Annotated in this window: 19 protein-coding genes and 1 tRNA gene; 8 read left to right on the top strand and 12 right to left on the bottom strand. The window is 62.2% G+C overall.

Annotated elements, in window-relative coordinates; genetic code table 11:
* The first annotated feature begins 140 nt into the window (after positions 1–140).
* Positions 141–1,418, top strand: a complete 1,278-nt coding sequence (gene hemA, locus NLY44_RS26990; protein ID WP_023699526.1) for a 5-aminolevulinate synthase — start codon at positions 141–143, stop codon at positions 1,416–1,418.
* Positions 1,419–1,436: 18 nt separating this feature from the next.
* On the opposite strand, the gene NLY44_RS26985 is transcribed toward hemA, so the two are convergent.
* Positions 1,437–2,603, bottom strand: a complete 1,167-nt coding sequence (locus NLY44_RS26985; RefSeq protein ID WP_023806884.1) for a pyridoxal phosphate-dependent aminotransferase — start codon at positions 2,601–2,603, stop codon at positions 1,437–1,439.
* Between the two features lie 159 nt (positions 2,604–2,762).
* Positions 2,763–3,182 carry a large conductance mechanosensitive channel protein MscL gene (mscL, locus tag NLY44_RS26980; protein ID WP_023681933.1) on the bottom strand — a complete coding sequence of 140 codons (420 nt, stop codon included), beginning with the start codon at positions 3,180–3,182 and terminating at the stop codon, positions 2,763–2,765.
* A 251-nt stretch (positions 3,183–3,433) separates the two neighbouring features.
* On the opposite strand from mscL, the gene NLY44_RS26975 reads away from it, so the two are divergent.
* Positions 3,434–6,937, top strand: a complete 3,504-nt coding sequence (locus NLY44_RS26975; protein ID WP_023806885.1) for a PAS domain-containing hybrid sensor histidine kinase/response regulator — start codon at positions 3,434–3,436, stop codon at positions 6,935–6,937.
* 104 nt (positions 6,938–7,041) lie between these two features.
* Here the strand turns inward: NLY44_RS26975 and NLY44_RS26970 are convergent, their stop codons facing one another.
* Together NLY44_RS26970 and NLY44_RS26965 are read right to left on the bottom strand one after the other, a co-directional pair.
* The gene (locus tag NLY44_RS26970) at positions 7,042–7,701 is read right to left on the bottom strand and encodes a response regulator transcription factor (RefSeq protein ID WP_023806886.1); all 660 of its coding nucleotides are present in this window, start codon (positions 7,699–7,701) and stop codon (positions 7,042–7,044) included.
* A gap of 133 nt (positions 7,702–7,834) precedes the next feature.
* Positions 7,835–8,269, bottom strand: coding sequence for a hypothetical protein (locus NLY44_RS26965; protein ID WP_023806887.1), 435 nt, complete (start codon positions 8,267–8,269; stop codon positions 7,835–7,837).
* A gap of 105 nt (positions 8,270–8,374) precedes the next feature.
* Between NLY44_RS26965 and NLY44_RS26960 the strand changes: the two genes are divergently transcribed.
* Both NLY44_RS26960 and NLY44_RS26955 read left to right on the top strand, forming a co-directional pair.
* Positions 8,375–8,725 carry a DUF952 domain-containing protein gene (locus NLY44_RS26960; RefSeq protein ID WP_023669645.1) on the top strand — a complete coding sequence of 117 codons (351 nt, stop codon included), beginning with the start codon at positions 8,375–8,377 and terminating at the stop codon, positions 8,723–8,725.
* Entirely contained in the window at positions 8,722–9,792 is a 1,071-nt protein-coding gene (locus NLY44_RS26955) for a quinone-dependent dihydroorotate dehydrogenase (protein WP_023740731.1), read from the top strand. Before NLY44_RS26960 ends, NLY44_RS26955 begins: the two co-directional genes overlap by 4 nt.
* On the opposite strand, the gene NLY44_RS26950 is transcribed toward NLY44_RS26955, so the two are convergent.
* Entirely contained in the window at positions 9,789–11,126 is a 1,338-nt protein-coding gene (locus NLY44_RS26950; RefSeq protein ID WP_023746699.1) for an MATE family efflux transporter, read from the bottom strand. The two genes, NLY44_RS26955 and NLY44_RS26950, sit on opposite strands and share 4 nt — an antisense overlap.
* 215 nt (positions 11,127–11,341) lie before the next feature.
* On the opposite strand from NLY44_RS26950, the gene NLY44_RS26945 reads away from it, so the two are divergent.
* Positions 11,342–12,244: a histone deacetylase family protein gene (locus NLY44_RS26945; protein ID WP_023732406.1), complete on the top strand. Its 903-nt coding sequence runs from the start codon at positions 11,342–11,344 to the stop codon at positions 12,242–12,244.
* 68 nt (positions 12,245–12,312) lie between these two features.
* On the opposite strand, the gene NLY44_RS26940 is transcribed toward NLY44_RS26945, so the two are convergent.
* Positions 12,313–12,576 (bottom strand): DUF6460 domain-containing protein, encoded by a 264-nt coding sequence (locus tag NLY44_RS26940; protein ID WP_023696688.1) that lies wholly within the window; start codon positions 12,574–12,576, stop codon positions 12,313–12,315.
* Between the two features lie 180 nt (positions 12,577–12,756).
* Here NLY44_RS26940 and NLY44_RS26935 point away from each other — a divergent pair.
* Positions 12,757–12,830: transfer RNA gene (locus NLY44_RS26935), tRNA-Gly, on the top strand.
* Positions 12,831–13,195: 365 nt separating this feature from the next.
* Here NLY44_RS26935 and NLY44_RS26930 read toward each other — a convergent pair.
* Positions 13,196–13,585: a tetratricopeptide repeat protein gene (locus NLY44_RS26930; protein ID WP_156941078.1), complete on the bottom strand. Its 390-nt coding sequence runs from the start codon at positions 13,583–13,585 to the stop codon at positions 13,196–13,198.
* 437 nt (positions 13,586–14,022) lie between these two features.
* Complete coding sequence (locus tag NLY44_RS26925; RefSeq protein ID WP_023806889.1) at positions 14,023–14,319, bottom strand: GlsB/YeaQ/YmgE family stress response membrane protein; 297 nt, start codon at positions 14,317–14,319, stop codon at positions 14,023–14,025.
* Between the two features lie 681 nt (positions 14,320–15,000).
* On the opposite strand from NLY44_RS26925, the gene NLY44_RS26920 reads away from it, so the two are divergent.
* A complete protein-coding gene (locus NLY44_RS26920; RefSeq protein ID WP_023806890.1) occupies positions 15,001–15,303 on the top strand; it encodes a hypothetical protein in 303 nt (100 codons plus the stop codon).
* A 61-nt stretch (positions 15,304–15,364) separates the two neighbouring features.
* A complete protein-coding gene (locus tag NLY44_RS26915; protein WP_023806891.1) occupies positions 15,365–16,375 on the top strand; it encodes a sensor histidine kinase in 1,011 nt (336 codons plus the stop codon).
* Between the two features lie 63 nt (positions 16,376–16,438).
* Here the strand turns inward: NLY44_RS26915 and NLY44_RS26910 are convergent, their stop codons facing one another.
* The 4 genes from NLY44_RS26910 to NLY44_RS26895 all read right to left on the bottom strand — a co-directional run bounded on the left by NLY44_RS26910 (position 16,439) and on the right by NLY44_RS26895 (position 19,806).
* Positions 16,439–16,783, bottom strand: coding sequence for a response regulator (locus NLY44_RS26910; protein WP_023806892.1), 345 nt, complete (start codon positions 16,781–16,783; stop codon positions 16,439–16,441).
* A 287-nt stretch (positions 16,784–17,070) separates the two neighbouring features.
* The gene (locus tag NLY44_RS26905) at positions 17,071–18,147 is read right to left on the bottom strand and encodes an ABC transporter ATP-binding protein (protein WP_023806894.1); all 1,077 of its coding nucleotides are present in this window, start codon (positions 18,145–18,147) and stop codon (positions 17,071–17,073) included.
* Complete coding sequence (locus NLY44_RS26900) at positions 18,144–18,944, bottom strand: ABC transporter permease (protein ID WP_023806895.1); 801 nt, start codon at positions 18,942–18,944, stop codon at positions 18,144–18,146. The genes NLY44_RS26905 and NLY44_RS26900 overlap by 4 nt, the downstream gene beginning before the upstream one ends.
* Position 18,945: 1 nt before the next feature.
* Positions 18,946–19,806: an ABC transporter permease gene (locus tag NLY44_RS26895; RefSeq protein WP_023806896.1), complete on the bottom strand. Its 861-nt coding sequence runs from the start codon at positions 19,804–19,806 to the stop codon at positions 18,946–18,948.
* Positions 19,807–19,869 lie beyond the last annotated feature (63 nt).

The following is a 19,869-nucleotide window of genomic DNA, read 5'->3' as shown; positions in this document are numbered from 1 at the left end:
AAATTGATCCACATCAAGGGAATAGGCCACGATCTGGCATCGTTAGGAACAGGCTTGGGGCGTGGCATTTTGACCAAAACGGCCCGGTGGACGACGAATGGCCCAACGATTATGATCCCGCGCAAAACTGGGAAGGCGACATGAACTATCAGCGGTTCTTCGAGGAAGCGATCGACCAGCTCCACGCCGAGCGGCGCTACCGGGTTTTCGCCGATCTCGAGCGCATTGTCGGCAAGTTTCCGCGCGCCATCTGGCGTTCAAACGGCCGCGCCGAGGAAATCACCGTCTGGTGCTCCAACGACTATCTCGGCATGGGCCAGAACCCCGATGTCATTGCCGCGTTCCAGAATGCAGCCGGCAAGATGGGTTCGGGCGCCGGCGGCACCCGCAACATTTCCGGCACCTCGAACCCGCTCGTCGAGCTCGAGCTGGAACTGGCCGACCTGCACGACAAGGAAGCGGCGCTGGTCTTCACCTCCGGCTTCGTCTCCAACGAGGCCTCGATCTCGACCATTGCGCGGCTTTTGCCCAATTGCCTGATCATTTCGGACGAGTTGAACCATGCCTCGATGATCGAAGGCGTACGGCGCTCGGGCGCCGAAAAGAAGATTTTCCGCCACAACGACGTCGCGCATCTCGAAAGCCTGCTGCAGGTGGCGGGCCGCGAACGCGCCAAGCTGATCGTGTTCGAGAGCGTCTATTCGATGGATGGCGACATCGCGCCGATCAAGCAGATCGTCGAACTGGCCGAACGCTACAACGCGATGACCTATATTGACGAGGTCCATGCCGTCGGCATGTACGGACCGCGCGGCGGCGGCATCACCGAGCGCGAGGGGCTGGCCGACCGTATCGACATCATCGAAGGCACGCTGGCCAAGGCGTTCGGCACGCTGGGCGGCTATATCGCCGGCAACAGCGCCGTCATCGACGCGGTGCGCTCCTATGCTCCGGGCTTCATCTTCACCACGGCGCTGCCGCCGGCGATCGCCGCCGCCGCCACCACGTCCATCCGTCACCTCAAGCGCTCGCAAGCCGAGCGCGATGCGCAGCAACAGCAGGCATCGCGGACCAAGGAGGTTCTTTCTGCAGCCGGCCTGCCGGTGATGGAATCACCGACGCATATCGTGCCGGTGCTGGTCGGTGACCCCGAACTCTGCAAGATGGCCAGCGACCGTCTGCTCGGCGTGCACGGCATCTACATCCAGCCGATCAACTATCCGACCGTGCCGCGCGGCACCGAGCGGCTGCGCATCACGCCGACGCCGTTCCATACCGATGCGCTGATTGCGGGACTTCAGGACGCGCTGGTCGAGACATGGGATGCGCTCGGCATTCCCTATGGCTCCGCAGGGCGGCCCACTGTCGCCAAGAGCGACCGGATTGTGCCGCTGCTTGTGCCGAAGTCGGGCGGCTGAAGCCGCCGCCCATTTATCTCAAACCGTCCTCATCCATCCCGCCAAGCGATGTGCCGCTTCCTCGAGCTGGTCGAGGCGGCGGTGGAAGCACAGGCGCAAAAACGCCTCTCCGCCAGGGCCGAAGGCGGTGCCCGGCGCCAGGCCGACATTGGCCTTGTCGACGATGTCGAAAGCAGCCCGGCGCGGATCGGTGATGCCGTCGACCGTGAAAAACAAATAGAACGCGCCTTGCGGCACGGTGAAGCGCGCTTTGCCGGTTGCGCCTAGAATATCGCAGACCAGGTCGCGCGCCTTTCGCGCCCGCTCAACCTGTTCGACGATGAACGCATCACCGTGGTCCAGCGCCGCGACGGCGCCGCGCTGCATGAACTGGGCGACGCCTGAGGTCGAATACTGGATCAGGTTCTCGAACACCTGCTGCAGCTCGGGATGGGTCTTGATCCAGCCGACGCGCCAGCCGGTCATCGCCCAGTTCTTGGAAAAGGAGTTGACGAACAGGATGCGGTCTTCCGCGGTCGAAATGTCGAGGAAGGACGGCGCACGGCCGTGGCCGTAGTGGAACAGCGAATAGATCTCGTCGGCGATGATCCACAGGCCCTTTTGGCGGGCGAGATTCAGGATCGCCTGCAGCGTTTCCTTATCGGCCGTCCAGCCGGTGGGGTTCGATGGCGTGTTGACGAACAGCGCCTTGGTGCGCGGCGTCACCGCAGCTGCAATCTTGTCGACATCGCAGGACCAGCCATTGCCCGACTGGTCGAGCGTGACCGCAACCGGGGTAGCGCCGGAAATACCGGCGGCGGCGGCGAAATTCGGCCAGGCCGGGGAGAGATAGACCACCTCGTCGCCGCTGCCGGCGACCGCGGCTAATGCCAACTGAATGGCATGCATGCCGGAACCGGTGGCGATGAATTCCTCTTCGGCGAAGCTCTTGCCGAAATGCCTGGCATAGTAGCGAGAAAGCGCTTGCCTCAGCTCCGGAATGCCTTTCTGCCAAGTATAGAAGGTCTCGCCATTGGCGAGCCCCTTGGCGGCGGCTTCCGAAATGAAGGCAGGCGTCGGCAAATCGCCTTCACCGGCCCAGAGCGGGATCATGCCCTCGCGCGTACGGCCGTAATTGACGACGGCGACAATGCCGCTTTCGGGGGCGGCCACCGCTTCGCCGCGCAAGCTATCGATCAGGGTCATGGACAGATCCGTTTTGATGTCTGCTTTGATGCATGTCGTTATCCCAGAACCGCTGCACACTTCTGGGCGACATGCATTGGCGGATGCTCTTAGCAGATGCGGCAACAGAAAACCCCGGCCGCGAACGACCGGGGTTTTGGTCCAGAAATCTGGCCTTGTCTATTTCCTGGCGAGGAGATCGCGAATTTCGGTGAGCAGTGCGACGTCAGCCGGCGGCGGAGCCGCAGGTGCGGCCGGCTTCTCCCGCTCGAGCCGCTTGCGCATGTTGTTCACGGCCTTGACCATCAGGAAGATGATGAAAGCCAGGATGACGAAATTCAGCGCCACGGTGATAAAATTGCCGTAGGCGAACACCGCGCCTTCCTTACGCGCGTCGGCAAGATTGGTCGAATGCACTGTTGATGAGAGGCCTATGAAGTAGTTGGAAAAGTCGACGCCACCAAGTGCGCCGATGAAAGGCATGATGATGTCGTTGACAAGAGAATCGACGATCTTGCTGAAGGCCGCGCCGATGATGACGCCGACCGCAAGGTCCATCACATTTCCTTTGGAAATGAATTCCTGGAATTCTTTCAGCATTCGACCCTCCTTGTCATGACGGACCGCGCTGCCGCCGTCCCTCCGGCGTCGGCCCGTGCGCACCATAACAAAAACCTGCGGTTGCAACAGAAGCAAAAGTTGGAAAACACCGCTTTCTCCTTACCTTGGTTCACGGTTCGACAGGGCAGCGTCGCGACCATGCGCCGAAAGCCGCGATGGACTTGACCTTAGAGCTGTGATTGCCTCTGGGCAGGCCGGGGTGAAAGCTGGCCGAGGAGGATTTTCGGGCCGTGCAGGGCTGGTTCATCGTCATCATTGCCGTCGCCTATGTGACGCTGCTGTTCGCCATCGCTAGCCTTGGCGACCGGCGGTCGACGGCGTCGGGACCCGGCCACGCCCGGCCCTTCATCTATGCACTCAGCCTCGCCATCTACTGCACCTCCTGGACCTTTTTCGGCTCGGTCGGCCTGTCCTCCGAGCGCGGCCTCGAATTTCTCGGCATCTATACCGGCCCGGTGCTGGTGTTCGTGTTCGGCTTTCCGCTGCTCAATCGCATCGTGCGGCTGGCCAAGAGCGAGAAGATCACCTCGATCGCCGACTTCCTGGGCGCCCGCTATGGCAAGAGCTTTGCCGTCTCGGCGATCGCCACGCTGATCGCCACCATCGGCGCGGTGCCCTATATCGCACTGCAATTGAAGGCGATCTCCGGTTCGGTCGGCCTGATGGTCGAGCATTATACGGGATCGCCGCCCTCCTTCGATCCCTTCGTCAGCGACATCTCGCTGGTGGTGGCCATGCTCTTGGCGCTGTTTGCGGTGCTGTTCGGCACCCGCCATGCCGACGCCACCGAGCACCAGGACGGGCTGGTGCTGGCGGTGGCGGTCGAAACCGTGGTCAAGCTCGCCGCCTTCCTGGCGATCGGCCTGATGGTCACCTTCCTGATCTTCGGTGGCCCGGGCGACATGATCGACAAGCTGGCCGAAAACAGCCAGGTGCGGCAAGCCATGGGCTACAACACCTCGCTCGCCACCTGGCTGGTGCTGACTTGCCTGAGCGGCTTTGCCATTATCATGCTGCCGCGCCAGTTCTACGTCACCATCGTCGAGAACCGCGGCGAGGCCGAACTGCGCACCGCGACCTGGGTGTTTCCGCTCTATCTCGTGGCGATAAACCTGTTCGTGCTGCCGATCGCCTTCGCCGGCCTGGCGCTGGTCGGCGCCAAAACCACCAGTGACCTCTATGTGCTGGCGCTGCCCTTGTTCGGCGGCCATGACTTCCTCGCCATGGCCGCCTTCATCGGTGGGCTGTCGGCGGCGACCGCCATGGTGATCGTCGAAAGCGTGGCGCTGTCGATCATGATCTCCAACGACCTCGTCATCCCGCTGTTCGTGCGCCGCCTGCTCAAGACCACGACCTCTGAGAATGAGGATTGGTCGACGCTGATCCTCAACGTGCGGCGCGGCGCCATCTTCATCCTGTTGTTCATCGCCTTCCTCTACTACCGCGAAAGCACCAACTCGGCGCGGCTGTCGTCGATCGGCCTGATGTCGTTCGCGGCAATCGCCCAATTCGCGCCGGCGCTGATCGGCGGGCTGATCTGGCGCGGCGCCAATGGCCGCGGCGCGGCCCTTGGCATGGTCGCCGGCATCCTCGTCTGGGGCTATACGCTGCTTTTGCCGTCGCTCTCGGCAGCCGACGCGGACATCGTCGTGCAGGGGTTGTTCGGTTTCGAGGCGCTGCGGCCGCAGGCTCTGTTCGGCACCGTCGCCGAACCGTTGAACCACGGCGTGCTCTGGAGCCTGTCGGTCAACACGCTGTTCTTCGTGCTCGGCTCGCTGTCGCGCGCGTCAGTGCCGCTGGAGCGGATCCAGGCGTCGATCTTCGTGCCGCGCGAATCCGGCCCGATGCCCAGCCTGCGCCGCTTCCGCACCGCCATCACCGTCAACGTGCTGAAGGACACCATCTCGCGCTACCTCGGCGTCGAGCGCACCGAGCGCTCCTTCCAATCCTTCGAGAAAAGCAATGGCGTCTCGCTGCACGGCAATGAGCAGGCCAGCATGGATGTCATCCGCTTTTCCGAGCAGCTGCTGGCGAGCGCGGTCGGCTCGTCTTCGGCGCGGCTGATCCTGTCGCTGCTGTTTCGCCGCAACGACCGCGAGTCCAAGGACGCCTTTCGCCTGCTCGACGACGCCACCGAAGCGCTGCAGCACAATCGCGACCTGCTGCAGATCGCGCTCGACCAGATGGAGCAGGGCATCACCGTATTCGACCGCGATTTTCGTCTGATCTGCTGGAACAGACAATATCGCGCGCTGTTCGACCTGCCCGACGAGATGGGCCAGGTCGGCGTGTCGCTCGACCGCATCCTGCGCCACCTCGCCGAGCGCGGCGATATTCCGGCCGACCAGCGCGTGGCGATGCTCAACCGGCTGACCAGCTTCGTCAGCCCATGGCAGATGGAGTTGAAGACCAGTGGCCGTATCCTCGAACTGCGCTCCAACCCGATGCCGGACGGCGGAATCGTCGCCACCTATGCCGACATATCAGGACGCGTCGAACAGGATTTGGCGCTGAAGCGGGCCAATGAATCGCTGGAGCAGCGGGTCAAGACGCGGACCATCGAACTGACTAGGGTTAACGAGGAGTTGACCCGGGTCAATGAGGAGCTGGCGCAGGCGCAGATGCTGGCCGAGGAGGCCAATCTGGGCAAGACGCGCTTCCTCGCCGCCGCCGGCCACGACATCCTGCAGCCGCTGAACGCCGCCCGTCTCTACTGCTCGTCGCTGATCGAAAAGGCCGGCAAGGGCCCGGCCGGGAAGGCTGCTATCAACATCGAATCCTCGCTGGAATCGGTCGAAACGATCCTGGGCGCCGTGCTCGACATTTCCCGCCTCGACGCCGGCGCGATGAAACCCGATGACAGCGCCTTCCGCCTGGACGGGCTGCTGCGCCAGATCGGCAATGATTTTCAGCCGCTCGCCGCCGAAAAGAAACTCGATCTGACGATCATAGCCTCGTCGCTCAGCGTGTTGACGGACCGCAACCTGCTGCGCCGGCTGATCCAGAACCTGGTCTCCAACGCCATCAAATACACCCCCCATGGCCGCATCCTGGTCGGCGTGCGACGGCGCGGCGAACTCGCCGAAATCCAGGTGATCGACACTGGCATCGGCATTGCCGGCGACAAGCTGAACACGGTCTTCAACGAGTTCACCCGGCTGGACGAAGGCGCGCGCGAGGCCGAAGGTCTCGGCCTTGGCCTGTCCATCGTCGACCGCATCGCGCGGGTGCTGCGGCTCGAGATCCAGATCTTTTCCAACCCGGGCAAGGGTACGCGCTTTTCCGTTATCCTGCCGGTTGCGGCGGTTGAGGCGCCGCGGCGCGAGGTCGAGCCGAAGGCGCCTGCCCGCACCGCGAATTCGCTGGCCGGCCTGCGCGTCATGTGCATCGACAACGACGCCCGCATCCTCGACGGCATGCGGCTTCTGCTCGAGGGCTGGGGCTGCAGCATCGGCACGTTTTCGGGTTCGGAGGATTTTGGCAGGGCCGATCGTCCCGACATCGTGCTTGCCGACTATCATCTCGATGGCAGAAGCGGCCTCGACATCATCGCCCGCCTGCGTGACATCCATGGTTCGGACCTGCCGGCCGTGCTGGTCACCGCCGACCGCTCCACCGAGGTCCGTGCCGCTGCCGCCGCCCTGGACGTGCCGGTGATCAACAAGCCGCTGAAGCCGGCCGTGCTGCGTTCCATGATGGCAAGGGTCAGGCCGCTGGCATCGGCGGCCGAGTAGGGTTCAATGCATGCCGCCCAGAAGTGTGCCCCGGTTCTGGGACCACGACATGCATCGAACAAGAGCTAAAGCGGGTCGCATGAATCCGTTCAGCGCGATGCGCTTTAGCCTGCTGGCTGCAACGGATCGCTGCCGATCTTGGACAGCTGGATCACCGCCTGGGTGCGGCTGTCGACGCCGAGCTTTTGCAGGATGGCCGAGACATGCGCCTTGACCGTCGCTTCGGAGACGCTGAGTTCGTACGCGATCTGCTTGTTGAGCAGGCCTTCGGCCAGCATGCCGAGGACACGCGTCTGCTGCGGCGTCAGCGCCTGCAGCCGCTTGATCAGGTCGGATATTTCGGGGTCGCGCTCGACGCCGAGGTCGATGCCGACGGGTGCTGCGATGTCGCCGGCCAGCACCGTCTGCACGGCGCTGCGGATTTCCTCCATGCTGGCCGATTTGGAGATGAAACCGGACGCGCCGAGATCGAGCGCGCGCCGGATGGTCACCGGGTCGTCGTGCGCCGACACCACCACCAGCGGCACCGCCGGGTGGATGCCGCGCAACGCGATCAGACCGGACAGGCCGCTGGCGCCCGGCATCGACAGGTCGAGCAGCACCAGGTCGACATCCTCATTGGCCACGACCAGGGCCTTGGCGCTTTCGAAATCGCCGGCCTCGTGAATGGCGGCGACATCGCCGACGCCGGCAAGCGCCTCTTTCAAGGCGCCGCGGAACAGCGGATGGTCGTCGGCAATGACGAAGGTGTAGCCCGACGGCAAATGTTCCTCCCCAAATCCCGTTGTTGCCCAAACTTCGTTATCGATTGACGGCTTTTACGGGATCGGACGATTATGCGGCGAAGCGCTTTGTTTTCAAGCGGCAATGGCCGGACGGCACTTTGCGCCGGGCAGCTCAGGTCTTTTGCGAGTTGAGCTTGGCGCCGTCGCCATTGTCCTTGTCCATCTCCTTGACGATGCCCATGAAGCCACGCAGCATGCGCTCCATATAGCTCATCGTCTTGTCGAAATCCTCTTCGCTCGGCAATTTCGACTCGAGACGGGCCGACAGCGAATTCTCCAACCTGGCGACGCGTTCGTCCATTGCCTTCATCGAGGCCTGCAAACGCTCGACCTCGTCCTGGAAGGCGGCGCGTTCGTCGGCGGCCATCTTGCAGACGAGCTGGCCGGAGCGCTCCTCGCAGATCGACATGGCGCCGGTCCGGGTATCCATGCGGACATAGCCGTTGGCCGTTTTCTCCAGCCGGTAGCGGTCGGTCTCTTCGGACCAGGCCGACGCCGCGACCAGCGAGACCAGTGCGGCGGGGATCAGTATGTGCTGCAGACGCATGTTCCATCCTCCACGAGCCAGTATGCGCAACCTATCACAGCTTTGCGCCGTAAATGCGGACGAGTTGCCCTTCCCCGCATGATCGGTTCGGATTATAGCGCAACCATGTCTCAGATTATCTACAAGATCGCGCCCGAAGCGCTTTGGCGCGAGGCCGAGAAAAACGGCCGTTTCACCGGCGCTCCGATCGATATCGCCGACGGCTTCATCCATTTCTCCACCGCTGATCAGGTCAGGGAGACGGCGGCGAAGCATTTCGCCGGCCAGATGGATTTGCTGCTGATCGCCATCGACGGGGCGCTGCTCGGTGACGCGCTGAAATACGAGGTCTCGCGGGGCGGCGCGCTGTTCCCGCATCTCTATGGCGTGCTCGATATGAGCGCCGTGCTGTGGGTGCGGCCACTGCCGCTCGGGGCCGACGGCGCCCATCAATTCCCGGCGCTGGAGGCCGAATGATCGTGTTCGATCGCATCGGCCAGAAACTGCTGTTCACCTTCGATCCGGAAACGGCGCATGGCATGTCGATCGCGGCGCTGCGATGCGGTCTGCCGGTCGGCGCGCGGACGGTGCGCGACGACAGGTTGAAGCTCAGCCTCTGTGGCATCGCCTTCCCCAATCCGCTCGGCATGGCCGCAGGCTACGACAAGAACGCCGAGGTGCCCGACGCGCTGCTTGGCCTCGGCTTCGGCTTTGCCGAAGTCGGCACCGTGACGCCGCTGCCGCAGGCCGGCAATCCGAAGCCGCGCATTTTCCGGCTGACGGAGGATGATGCGGTGATCAACCGCCTGGGCTTCAACAATGAGGGCCACGAGGCGGCGGAAAAACGCCTTGCCGCGCGCCAGGGACGCGGCGGCATTGTCGGCGTCAACATCGGCGCCAACAAGGACAGCGCCGATCGTGTCCGTGACTATGAGTTGGGCGTTTCCCGTTTTGCGAAATACGCCAGCTATCTCACCGTCAACATCTCGTCGCCCAACACGCCCGGCCTGCGCACCATGCAGGCGCGCGAACAGCTCGGCGAACTGTTGTCTCGGGTCATGTCGGTGCGTGCAGCAGCTTCGGCGCAGCCGCCCCTCTTCCTCAAGATCGCGCCCGATCTGGTCGAGGCCGAGCTTGAAGACATCGCCGCCGAAGTCAGCGAGAAGCAGATTGACGGCGTCATCGTCTCCAACACGACGCTGGCGCGAACCGGATTGCGTAGCACAAGCGGCGAGACCGGCGGTCTCTCGGGAAAACCGCTGTTCGAGCGCTCGACCATCGTGCTGGCCAAGATGCGTCGGCTGCTCGGGCCGGAGCGCGCCGTCATCGGCGTCGGCGGCGTCGATTCCACTGATGCCGCGCTGGAGAAAATCCGCGCCGGCGCCGACCTCGTGCAGCTCTATACCGGCATGGTCTATGCCGGGCCGGCGCTGCCGGGGCGCATCCTTGCCGGGATGGTGCGATTTGCCGACAAGGAGCGGCTGAAATCATTGCGCGAACTGCGCGACAGCCGGCTCGATCAGTGGGCTGCCAGGCCGCTCTAAAACGCCGTGCGCAACCGGAGCCGCAGGATGGCCAGCAGGCTGAAGCCGCGCACCAGCAGGAAGACGTGCAGCGCCGCCCACAGGCCGTGATTGCCGAGAGACGGCGCCAAGCTGAACAATGCGGCGCTGAAGGCCAGGAACGACACCAGCATCATGTTGCGCATCTCGCGCGACCAGGTAGCGCCGATGAAGACGCCGTCCATCTGGAAGGCCAGCACGCCGCTCAGCGGTGTCAGTGCCGCCCACGGCAGATAGATGTCGGCAACAGCACGAACATCCGGCGACGTGGTGATCAACGAAATCAGGCCGGCGCCGCCGAGCCAGAAGATCAGCGTGGCGGTTCCGGCGAGGCCGAACCCCCAGAATAAGGTCAGACGTACCGCCCGGCGGAACGCCGTCTCGGCACGTGCGCCGATCGCGCGTCCCGCCAACTGTTCGGCCGCGGTGGCGAAACCGTCGAGAAAATAGCCGGCGACGAGGAAGAAGTTCATCAGCACGGCATTGGCGGCCAGCGTCAGCGTGCCGAACTGCGCGCCCTGGCGGGTGAACAGCGCGAAAGCGGCGAGCAGCGAGAACGAGCGGATCATGATATCGCGGTTGAGCGACAGCATGCGCAGGAAAGCGGGCATGTCGAGCAGGCGATGCCGCGGCAGGCGGGGTGCGGCCCGGAAGCGCCAGACAACGATGGCGAGACCCAGCAGCATGGCCAGACATTCGCCGGTGACGGTCGCCCAGGCCACGCCGGCGACGCCCCAGCCAAGCTTCAGGCCGAGCAGGATGCAAAGCACGATGTTGATGCCGTTGAGCACCGCCTGCAGCATCAGCCCAAGCCCGCCCTCGCCGCGTCCAAGGACATAGCCGAGGATGGCGTAGTTGATCAGCGTGAAGGGGGCGGCGAGCATTCTGATGTGGATATAGACGCCCATCGCCTCGCCGACGCGCGCTTCGCCGCCGATGAATTTCTGGCCGGCGATGGCAATCAGCGGCGCAAGGACGACAAGCACGATGCCGGCGGCGACCGCGATCAGCACGGCGCGCCAGAACACCGCCTGCTCCTCGGTTTCGTCGCCGCGCCCAAACGCCTGGGCGACGAGGCCGGTGGTGCCGGAGCGCAGGAAATTGAAGGTGCTGAAGACGACGTCGAAGACCAGGGCCCCGGCCGCCAGGCCGCCGAGCAGGGCGGCATCGCCGAACTGCCCGACCACCGCCGTGTCGACGATGCCGAGCAGCGGCGTCGTCAGATAGGCGAGCGTCATCGGCACGGCGATGGCGAGCACCGAACGGTTGGTGACGGCGAAGGGTCTCGCGTCGGCTGGGGTTGCACCCGTGTCCAGGGGATTGCTGCCTTGCTGGTTGCGGCTTGATCGAACAGCCGATGTGCCCCATTTTCCCGCCACCGCGCAATCACTCTTGCCGTGACGGCCAACCGAAATGTTCTTCTGGCGCGAGCCCGCCGGACCCGAGTATTGGTTTTAAGCAATTCCCAAGGGGAAGCGCTACGCGCTCTCCTGCGAAAACCGCTGCACACTTTGCTGGAATTGCTTTAGCCATGCCCCTGCAGATCGTCCATCACCCCGACTACGATGCCGGCTTCGCCGTCAATCATCGCTTTCCGATGAGCAAATATCCGCTGCTGATGCAGGCCTTGCATATCAGTGGTCTGATCCACGCCGATGCGCTGTCGATGCCGGAGCCGGCGCCGGCCTCCTGGCTGAAGCTCGCCCATGCGGCTGATTATGTCGACCAAGTCATCACGTGTTCGGTGCCTGAAAAGATCGAGCGCGAGATCGGCTTTCCCGTGGGTCCGCGCGTTTCGCTCAGGGCGCAACTCGCCGCCGGTGGTACGGTGCTGGCCGCACGGCTGGCGCTTATCAACGGCATTGCCTGTAACACTGCCGGCGGCAGCCACCATGCGCGGCATGCGCAAGGCGCGGGCTTCTGCACTTTCAACGATGTCGCCGTCGCTTCGCTGGTGCTGCTAGCCGAAGGTTCCGCCCAAAAAATCCTGATCGTCGATCTCGATGTGCATCAGGGCGACGGCACGGCGGATATACTGAGTGACGAACCACGCGCCTTCACCTTCTCCATGCATGGCGAGCGCAATTATCCGGTGCGCAAGATTGCCTCCGATCTCGACGTTGCGCTGCCGGACGGCACCGGCGATGGCGCCTATCTCGAGCGGCTGGGCGCCCTCCTGCCGGAGCTCTCGGCCAAGGCGCACTGGGACATCGTCTTCTACAATGCCGGCGTCGACGTGCATGCCGAGGACCGGCTCGGCCGGCTATCGCTCAGCGATGACGGCGTGCGTGCCCGCGACGCCATGGTGATCGGTCATTTCCGCGCGCTGGGCATCCCGGTCTGCGGTGTCATCGGCGGCGGCTATTCGACCGATGTCGCAGCGCTGGCCGCGCGCCACGCCATCCTGTTCGAGGTGGCGTCGGACTTTGCCTGAGTGGCCTTCGGTTTGAGCACAATCTTTTCCGAAAACCGGTTGCCACTTTTCGGGATCATGCCTCCGCTTCACTTCCGGTAGTTCGCGAGCCTGAGCAGGATGAACACCGGCACGACGATCGCGGCGCCGAGCAGGATATAGCCCAAGAAGCGATAGACCGCGTTGAAGCCGAGGTTCCACAGATCGATGAAGAAACCCTGGATGCGGTAGAAGACGTCCATCGGCGTCCAGCCGAACGCATTCATGACCAGGCCGACGAGGAACGACACGACCAGCAGCTTGACGATCACCCTGACGGGCGAGTCACCGAGAAAGCGCGTCACTGTGGACAAGGGGCTGCCTCCAGATTGGTGTGCCCGGATTCGGGGTACAAACCCACGAATACGCACTTGCTGCGCCCGCATCAAGGCAGGCGGACCGGCGCAATCGGTCGGGTTTCCAACAGCCGTTTCCGAAGAGCTGTCCAAGGGCGATTGCCCGAAGCATGCCCATCATGATATCGAGAGGCCGACGCGGGTATGATGTAATGGTAGCTTGTCAGCTTCCCAAGCTGAACGCGAGGGTTCGATTCCCTCTACCCGCTCCAGCTTATGCCACAAGGAGTTGCCCTTTATCGGAGTGTAATCCTCAAGGGCGGGTTTTACAGTGTGTTTTACACTTTCGTTCTCAGTTCGTCCGCATCCGAGCTACGCGATGCTGAGACCCTGTCGTTGCCATTCTTTGCTGAGCCATCTTGGCTAAGGAGGCCAACGCTGATGTCAAACGCGTTGCAGACTGGCGGCTTTCGGGCCGGAAGCGGAAAGTCCACTTTCCGCATGACTGGCACAAAGGCCGACGTTGCCATCCTTCCGGCCAAGCCAGTCGAATAGGGCCAATGATACGGATGTCTGCCTAAAGGCGGGAGTTGGCCCGACAGCTGCGACGTCATAAATCCACCCGGGAACAGAGCAGCTACTCCGGTAATCCAGCCTTGGAGAGTCCTTCGAGTAAAAGCTGCTCGTCCGTCGGGCTCTGGAAACCTTCTTTGGCAACAAACCGAATGGATGAAAAATTTGGGGCTTTGCGTAGCACATTTGATGCGCACTCTCGGGCGAGTTCAGGCTTGCCCATAAGGGCGTAGCAAGCAGATCGATAGGCTTCCACCCAATATGGCATTTGGGGTGATCTGCTGAGATTTGCGATGGCTTCATCGAACTTATGATCGGAGAAGTAAAAACATCCGAGCTGTGGCCAATACCATGTCGGTTCAAAGTTCGGATCCACCACTCGTGCTTCAATGAAGAAACCAATCGCTTCTGCCGGCCTCCCTAGCGCGTGGTGCAAAAACCCAAGGCCGGTCAAGGCAACGGGCCTATTTGGGGCTAGTTCGTGCGCCTTTCGGAAGTGATGTCCTGACAAATCGAAAGACTGGCGATACAGTTGTGCCGGGCGTAACGATCCATGAGCTGGGATGAGAATCGAAGCCGGCTCGTTTCTGCCACGACGAAACGACAGCTTTGCGCCTGATATCGGCCGTTGATATCCGACCCCATCGTTCGGTCGTCGCCTTGTTGCGACGGGGAAGCTGTGTTGGATCGCCAACTCAGATTGAAGGTGAGATGAGAGAGATCCGCAAATAGCAGCCATCCTGGTCTCCGATGTGGCCGGCTACAACCGGTTAACCGGCGCAGATGAAGAATCAGGTCGCGAACCTATGATACAGAGGCCGTAGCAGCCACTCTCTTCGCCTGAGTGCGGCTCATGGATCAAGGGCGGATAACCCTGCCGACGGGAGATGGCTACCGCCACCGACCCCTCCATCCGCCTCCGAAACGCCCTCCACCAGCAACCAAGCGGATGATAAGGAGAAGTACAATGGCGCCGACGGTTGCATTGATGATCAGGCTGATCGTTCCGGTTCCCAGATGGACGTCTGCGCGGGGCAGCAGCCAATCCCCTATGAAGGCGCCGATGATCCCGATTGCGATGTCTCCGATCACACCAAAACCGGCGCCCCGCACAATTTTTCCGGCCAACCATCCGGCAATAAGTCCCACTACCAATATAACTATTATGCTCTCGTTCGACAGATGCATGTGGTCCTCCAGGCTTCGTTTTCCGCAGCGCAATTCGTGCCCGCAACCGGCGACTAGTCCATAGCCGATCCGCTATCCAAAAGCCAAAGCGCGTTAGAGGTGTGCTTTCCGTCCCACCCCGCGGAACGAGCCCACCTCAACACTCCATACGGAGTTTGGTTCCAGCTTGCGACGGATGCTGACCGGAAGATTGCTGATGAACCTGTCATCAGTGCAGGCGAGATCGTCAACTAGTATTCCATTGTCGTCCCTATGCACCGAGCGTTGGGAAAAGAGGACGCCGAGATGCGAACTGATGCAGACGTTGAGGGCCGCCCAAAGGGCTATTGACGACGTAACACGTCAAAGCAGGCGGCGGCCGGTAACGCTAAAGCGGCTGACACCCTGCTTGGTCGTGCATGGAATTGCCAACGCGATGCGTCGCCATGTGCATCTCGCCATACCCCTGATCGCCGTCCCAGCACGTGCGTCGGGAAAACGCGCCGTCCCAGAGGGCTGGGTAATGGTGGAGATCTATGGTACCTAAGGTTGCCCTCCTAACGTGGAGGGTCCGAAACCATCCCAGCGATCCAGCCTCAGCGACCGTAGCAGTGCCGAAAACAGCACGCCCTATCTCTCAGCTGTTGAACGTCGCGCTTCATGCCCCGCGTCCAGGGCGTGCCGGCAGCGAAGAAGGTACCCATGGACGAAATATACACCAATGCGCGCGAACAGTTTTTCGCGGCTATACGTATCCTTGCATCGTCGCCTGACAGCATCCAAACCCGTTTGATCGATGCTACACCAAGGATTCTTCAGGTCACGATCGACGAATTCGAAGGCGCCCATGAACTCAAAATCAGATTTGCCCGAATTCTTGATCTTTTGGCGGTCGATCAGGACGATCTCGCAACGGCTGCCGTGGAAACAGCCGCCCACATGACGGATTTTGAGGCAACCAAACTTGCCGATCTGATCTGCGACTTTTTCTCAGACCTGGAATAACTGGATCTGAGATCCCTTTTGGCCATTCGTCAAAACCTCCCTTGCGATCTTGCGAGCGTCCATGAAAACCACAGCAGAACATCTGAAACCACTCCTATGGGAGCCCAGGAACCTGATCCGGGCCATCGAAGCCGCAGGCGTCACCCTATGGTCGTGGAACGTGGACAGCGATGCGTTAGCCATGGATGATCGGGCCTATGATCTGTGGGGCATATCGCGTGCCACGGACGTCAAATTTGAAGATCTATCCGCGCACATCCATCCTGCCGACCGCGACCGTGTGCGAGCCGCGTTCAACGCGACGCGGGCAATTGTAGGCCCCTACGAGATCGATTTCCGGATCATGATCGGCGAGGAGCTCAAATGGATCTCGGCCCGAGGGCAAGGCGACGATGAAGGCATGGTCCAGCGGCTGATGTTCGGCATTTTCATTGACGTCACGGGGAGAAAACAGGCGGAGGAAGGTCGGGAGCTTCTGGCCGGCGAAATGAGCCACCGTGTCAAGAACCTGCTGACCATCGCCTCCGGCCTTACCGCTATAACTTCCCGTTCGACGACCACGACCAACGACATGGCGCGCGAGTTGACACAGAGGCTGACTGCCTTGGGCCGCGCCCACGATCTCGTCAGGCCCGTGCCGGGTCAAACCGAGGCCGCTTCGGCGCTGCTAGGCGATCTTTTGACAGTACTTCTGGCGCCTTATGATGATCTGGGCGCTTTCAGCGGTCGAATTCGGGTTGCGGTGCCCAGGATGAGCGTTGGCGAGTCTTCAACAACGATTCTCGCGCTTATCATCCATGAACTTGCAACCAATTCCCTCAAATACGGCGCTCTGTCGACCGAGACTGGGACGCTGGATGTTTCTTGCTCGGCGCAAAGTGAGGCCGTCTCGATCGTCTGGACGGAAAGTGGCGGGCCTCCAGTCAAGGCGCCGACCGCTGCTCCAGGATATGGAAGCAAATTGGTCGAACGCAGCGTAACTGGTCATCTGCGCGGCTCGATTGTCTACGACTGGGCAAAGGATGGTCTTGTTGTCACGCTGAAAGTCCAGCCTGATCGCCTTGCGCAATAGATCCTTCAGTGTCCTCGTTGGCCTAACCGTTCACTAAGGGTTGGCCAGCCTCCGTCATTGCGATCAGAGCGACAGGACACCTCGCAGGCAGGCTGCTACGGCCGCGTGGTCATATGGCTTGCCGAAGAACGCGCTCCCTTCCGGGAGATCCGCTGCCCCCACGACGCGATGGCCTGATGTCGCTACGATCTTGATGGGCGGCCATCTATCGCGAACAGCGGCCGAAAGTTTAAGGCCATCCATACTGCCCGGCATGTCGATGTCGGTGAACATCGCTTCGATCATTACACCTGTTTCGAGTATGGCGATGGCTTCGTCGGCATTGGAAGCCTCGAAAACCAGAAATCCTTCGCTTCGAAGAAAATCCGCGATGTCAATGCGGATTAGAGGTTCGTCTTCGACAACCAAAACACCCCTAGCGACATCGGTTTCTACCTACAATTGATAATCACGATCCTCAACTCCTGTGCGCCGAAATCGCTCCATTGAAATACTTAGCAAAGCCGATTTGGCGCAGAATGGCAGCGAATGGCCGCGTCCATGATCGTCGTCGGCAAAATTTGCGCAGTTTCCAAGGCGCTGCTGCTTGCGGAACGAGCTGCGCCAGGCGCAGTTCGGCGGCTTTGCCGACTCGACCGCAGTTCCGGTAATCTGCGACCTGGACAGGATGTTTCCTTAGGTCACTTTTGGAAAGCTCAGGCCGGAAACAGGAACGCCGCCGCCGGATCGAAAAACACCTGCCGGCGAGGCTGCGCCGGTTCATGCGACTGCATGGCGGCAGAGGTCGGCCTGATGTCGATTTCCTGTCCGTTGGCGGTGCGCGCGACGATGCGCCGGCGTTCGCCATAGAATGCGACATCGACGATCTCGACAGCGAGCTCCGCGCTCGTCGGCTTTCGCTCCATGCCAAACGCTTCCGGCCGGATCATCAGCCTGGTTTTTTGACCCTTGTCGAAAGCGCCGTTGACGCTGACGCCGGATACGACCGAACCGTCCGCCAGCCGGATCGTTGCCGCGCCATTGGCGGTTTCGAGATGTTCGGCTGCGAGGAAATTCGAATTGCCGATGAAGCCGGCGACGAAGTCGGTCGCCGGCCGCAGATAAAGATCTTCGCCGCTGCCGGTCTGCTCGATGCGGCCGTCCCGGAACAGGGCGATGCGGTCGGAGAGATGCAGCGCTTCTTCCTGGTCGTGGGTGACGTAAAGGATGGTGACGCCGGTCTCGCGATGGATGCGGCGGATCTCGGCCTGGATTTCCTCGCGCAGCTTCTTGTCGAGCGCCGACAATGGTTCGTCCATGAGCAGGATCGGCGGGTCGTAGGCCAGCGCCCGGGCCAGCGCGACACGCTGCTGCTGGCCGCCCGACAGTGCGCCGGGCAAGCGCCCTGCGAAGCTTTCCAGCCGCACCAGCCCCAGCATGTCGGCAACCTTCTTCTTCACCTCGGCTTCGGACCGGCGGCGAACCCGAAGCGGAAAGGCGACGTTCTCGGCCACCGTCAGATGCGGAAACAGCGTGTAGCGCTGGAAGACCATGCCGATGTTGCGCTTGTGCGACGGGACGGCGAGCAGCGATTTGCCAGCCAGCTGCACGTCGCCGGAGCTCGGGTCCTGGAAACCGGCAATGGCATAGAGGGTCGTCGATTTTCCCGAGCCCGATGGCCCGAGAAAGGTCAGAAATTCCCCCTTGGGGATCTCAAGGGTGACGTCATGCACCGCAGTGAATGCGCCGAACGCCTTGCGCAGCTTGCGGATGGAAAGGAAGGGCTGGGTCATGTCTGGATCTTTCGGCGCAGCAGTGCCGTCACCGCCATCAGGGCAAGGGTGAGGCCCACAAGCAGGCTGGAGGCGGCGGCGATGACCGGGCTCAAATCCGAGCGCAGACTGCCCCAGATCTTGACGGGCAAGGTCTGCAAGATCGGGCTGGCCATGAAGATCGCCACCACGACCTCGTCCCAGGAGGCGAGGAAGGAAAAGATGACGGCGGAAAAGATGCCAATCCTGATCGACGGCAAGGTGATGCGCAGCTTCGCCTCGAGCGGGCTCGCGCCGCAGACGATCGCCGCGTCCTCGATCGACTTGTCGAAGCCTTCGAGCGCCGTGGCAGTCGGGATGATGGCGAAGGGCAGCGCCAGAATAGTGTGGGCGATGACGAAGCCGATGGTGGTGCCGCCGAGACCGAGGCGCAGGAAGAAGGCGTAGATGGCGATGGCGAAGACCACCACCGGCAGAACCATCGGCGTCAGCAGCAGACCGCGCAGGATCTCGCGGCCGCGGAACTGTCCGCGAACCAGCGCAAAGGAGGCAAGCAGGCCGATTACCACGGCAAGGATCGCCGTCATGGTGGCGATCCGGGCGCTGGTCAGTGCCGCCTCCAGCCAGGCTGGATCGGCAAACAGCTCCTGGTACCATTTGAGTGTCCAGCCAGGCGGCGGAAAGGCCAGCCAACGCGACGAGCCGAAGGAGAGCAGGACGATGAAGACCACCGGCAGCAGAAGAAAGCCGGTAACCAGCGCGGTGAAGCCGAGCAGGGCAATTTTCAGCCATCCCATGCGGTCATAGTCGAGCAGCATCTCAGATGCCTCCGCTCATGCGCCTGGCCCCGACAAGGCGCAGCTGCAGTGCGTAGAGAGCCATGGTCACGACCAGCAGGATAAAGGCGGCCGCACTGCCCAGCCCCCAGTTGAGCAGCGACTGGATCATCTGCGCAATCATTTCGGCCAGCATCATGTTGGACGTACCGCCGAGCAGCGCCGGCGTGACGAAATACCCAAGCGACATGACGAACACCATCAGGGCGCCGGCCGCGATGCCAGGCAGGGACAGCGGCAAAAGGATACGACGGAAAGCCTGGAGAGGACTGGCGCCACATAGGGCTGCGGCACGCAGCGTCATCGGATCGATCGCGCGCAGCGTGCCGACCAGCGGCAGGATCATGAAAGGCAGCATGATGTAGACCATGCCGATGGTAACGCCGGTCAGGTTGTTGATGAGCGGCAGCGGCTGGTCGATGACGCCAGCTGCCATCAGCGTCCGGTTGATGACGCCGGTGCGCTGGAGCAGCACCATCCAGGCATAGGTGCGGGTCAAGAGATTGGTCCACATCGACAGGATGATGACGCCGAAGATGATCGATGCCAGCGCCGAGGGCATGATCGCCAGCATCCAGGCGACCGGAAAGGCGACCAGCACCGTGACGGCGGTCACTACCCCCGCGACGAGGAAGGTGTTGAAGAACACCCTGGCATAGGTGCTGTCGCCCAGCAGGGTCGCGTAGTTCTGCAGGCCGGGCGCCGGCTCGGTGACGCTGCGCAAGAGCAGGGCCACGACGGGGACGACGAAGAACAGAACGATCAGGACCAGCGCGGGCAGCAGGCCGTTGAAGCCTGCCGGCATGCGAAATGTTGATGGGCTCTGGCGTGTTTCGACCGACATGGCAGCGATCCGGCTGTGGGACGAGACAGTGCTGACCGTCCCGCCCCCGGCAGTTCAAGGGAC

The sequence above is a fragment of the Mesorhizobium sp. C089B genome (genome assembly GCF_030323125.1).
Lineage (GTDB): Bacteria > Pseudomonadota > Alphaproteobacteria > Rhizobiales > Rhizobiaceae > Mesorhizobium.
Note: the sequence above shows the minus strand (reverse complement) of the source record. Positions and strands in the feature narration are given on the sequence as shown.

Excerpts from the sequence above, each read along its gene's own strand:
- hemA (WP_023699526.1), top strand. The coding sequence starts at position 141 with ATGAACTATCAGCGGTTCTTCGAGGAAGCGATCGACCAGCTCCACGCC.
- NLY44_RS26985 (WP_023806884.1), bottom strand. The coding sequence starts at position 2,603 with ATGACCCTGATCGATAGCTTGCGCGGCGAAGCGGTGGCCGCCCCCGAA.
- mscL (WP_023681933.1), bottom strand. The coding sequence starts at position 3,182 with ATGCTGAAAGAATTCCAGGAATTCATTTCCAAAGGAAATGTGATGGAC.
- NLY44_RS26965 (WP_023806887.1), bottom strand. The coding sequence starts at position 8,269 with ATGCGTCTGCAGCACATACTGATCCCCGCCGCACTGGTCTCGCTGGTC.
- NLY44_RS26960 (WP_023669645.1), top strand. The coding sequence starts at position 8,375 with ATGTCTCAGATTATCTACAAGATCGCGCCCGAAGCGCTTTGGCGCGAG.
- NLY44_RS26955 (WP_023740731.1), top strand. The coding sequence starts at position 8,722 with ATGATCGTGTTCGATCGCATCGGCCAGAAACTGCTGTTCACCTTCGAT.
- NLY44_RS26945 (WP_023732406.1), top strand. The coding sequence starts at position 11,342 with ATGCCCCTGCAGATCGTCCATCACCCCGACTACGATGCCGGCTTCGCC.
- NLY44_RS26925 (WP_023806889.1), bottom strand. The coding sequence starts at position 14,319 with ATGCATCTGTCGAACGAGAGCATAATAGTTATATTGGTAGTGGGACTT.
- NLY44_RS26920 (WP_023806890.1), top strand. The coding sequence starts at position 15,001 with ATGGACGAAATATACACCAATGCGCGCGAACAGTTTTTCGCGGCTATA.
- NLY44_RS26915 (WP_023806891.1), top strand. The coding sequence starts at position 15,365 with ATGAAAACCACAGCAGAACATCTGAAACCACTCCTATGGGAGCCCAGG.
- NLY44_RS26905 (WP_023806894.1), bottom strand. The coding sequence starts at position 18,147 with ATGACCCAGCCCTTCCTTTCCATCCGCAAGCTGCGCAAGGCGTTCGGC.
- NLY44_RS26900 (WP_023806895.1), bottom strand. The coding sequence starts at position 18,944 with ATGCTGCTCGACTATGACCGCATGGGATGGCTGAAAATTGCCCTGCTC.
- NLY44_RS26895 (WP_023806896.1), bottom strand. The coding sequence starts at position 19,806 with ATGTCGGTCGAAACACGCCAGAGCCCATCAACATTTCGCATGCCGGCA.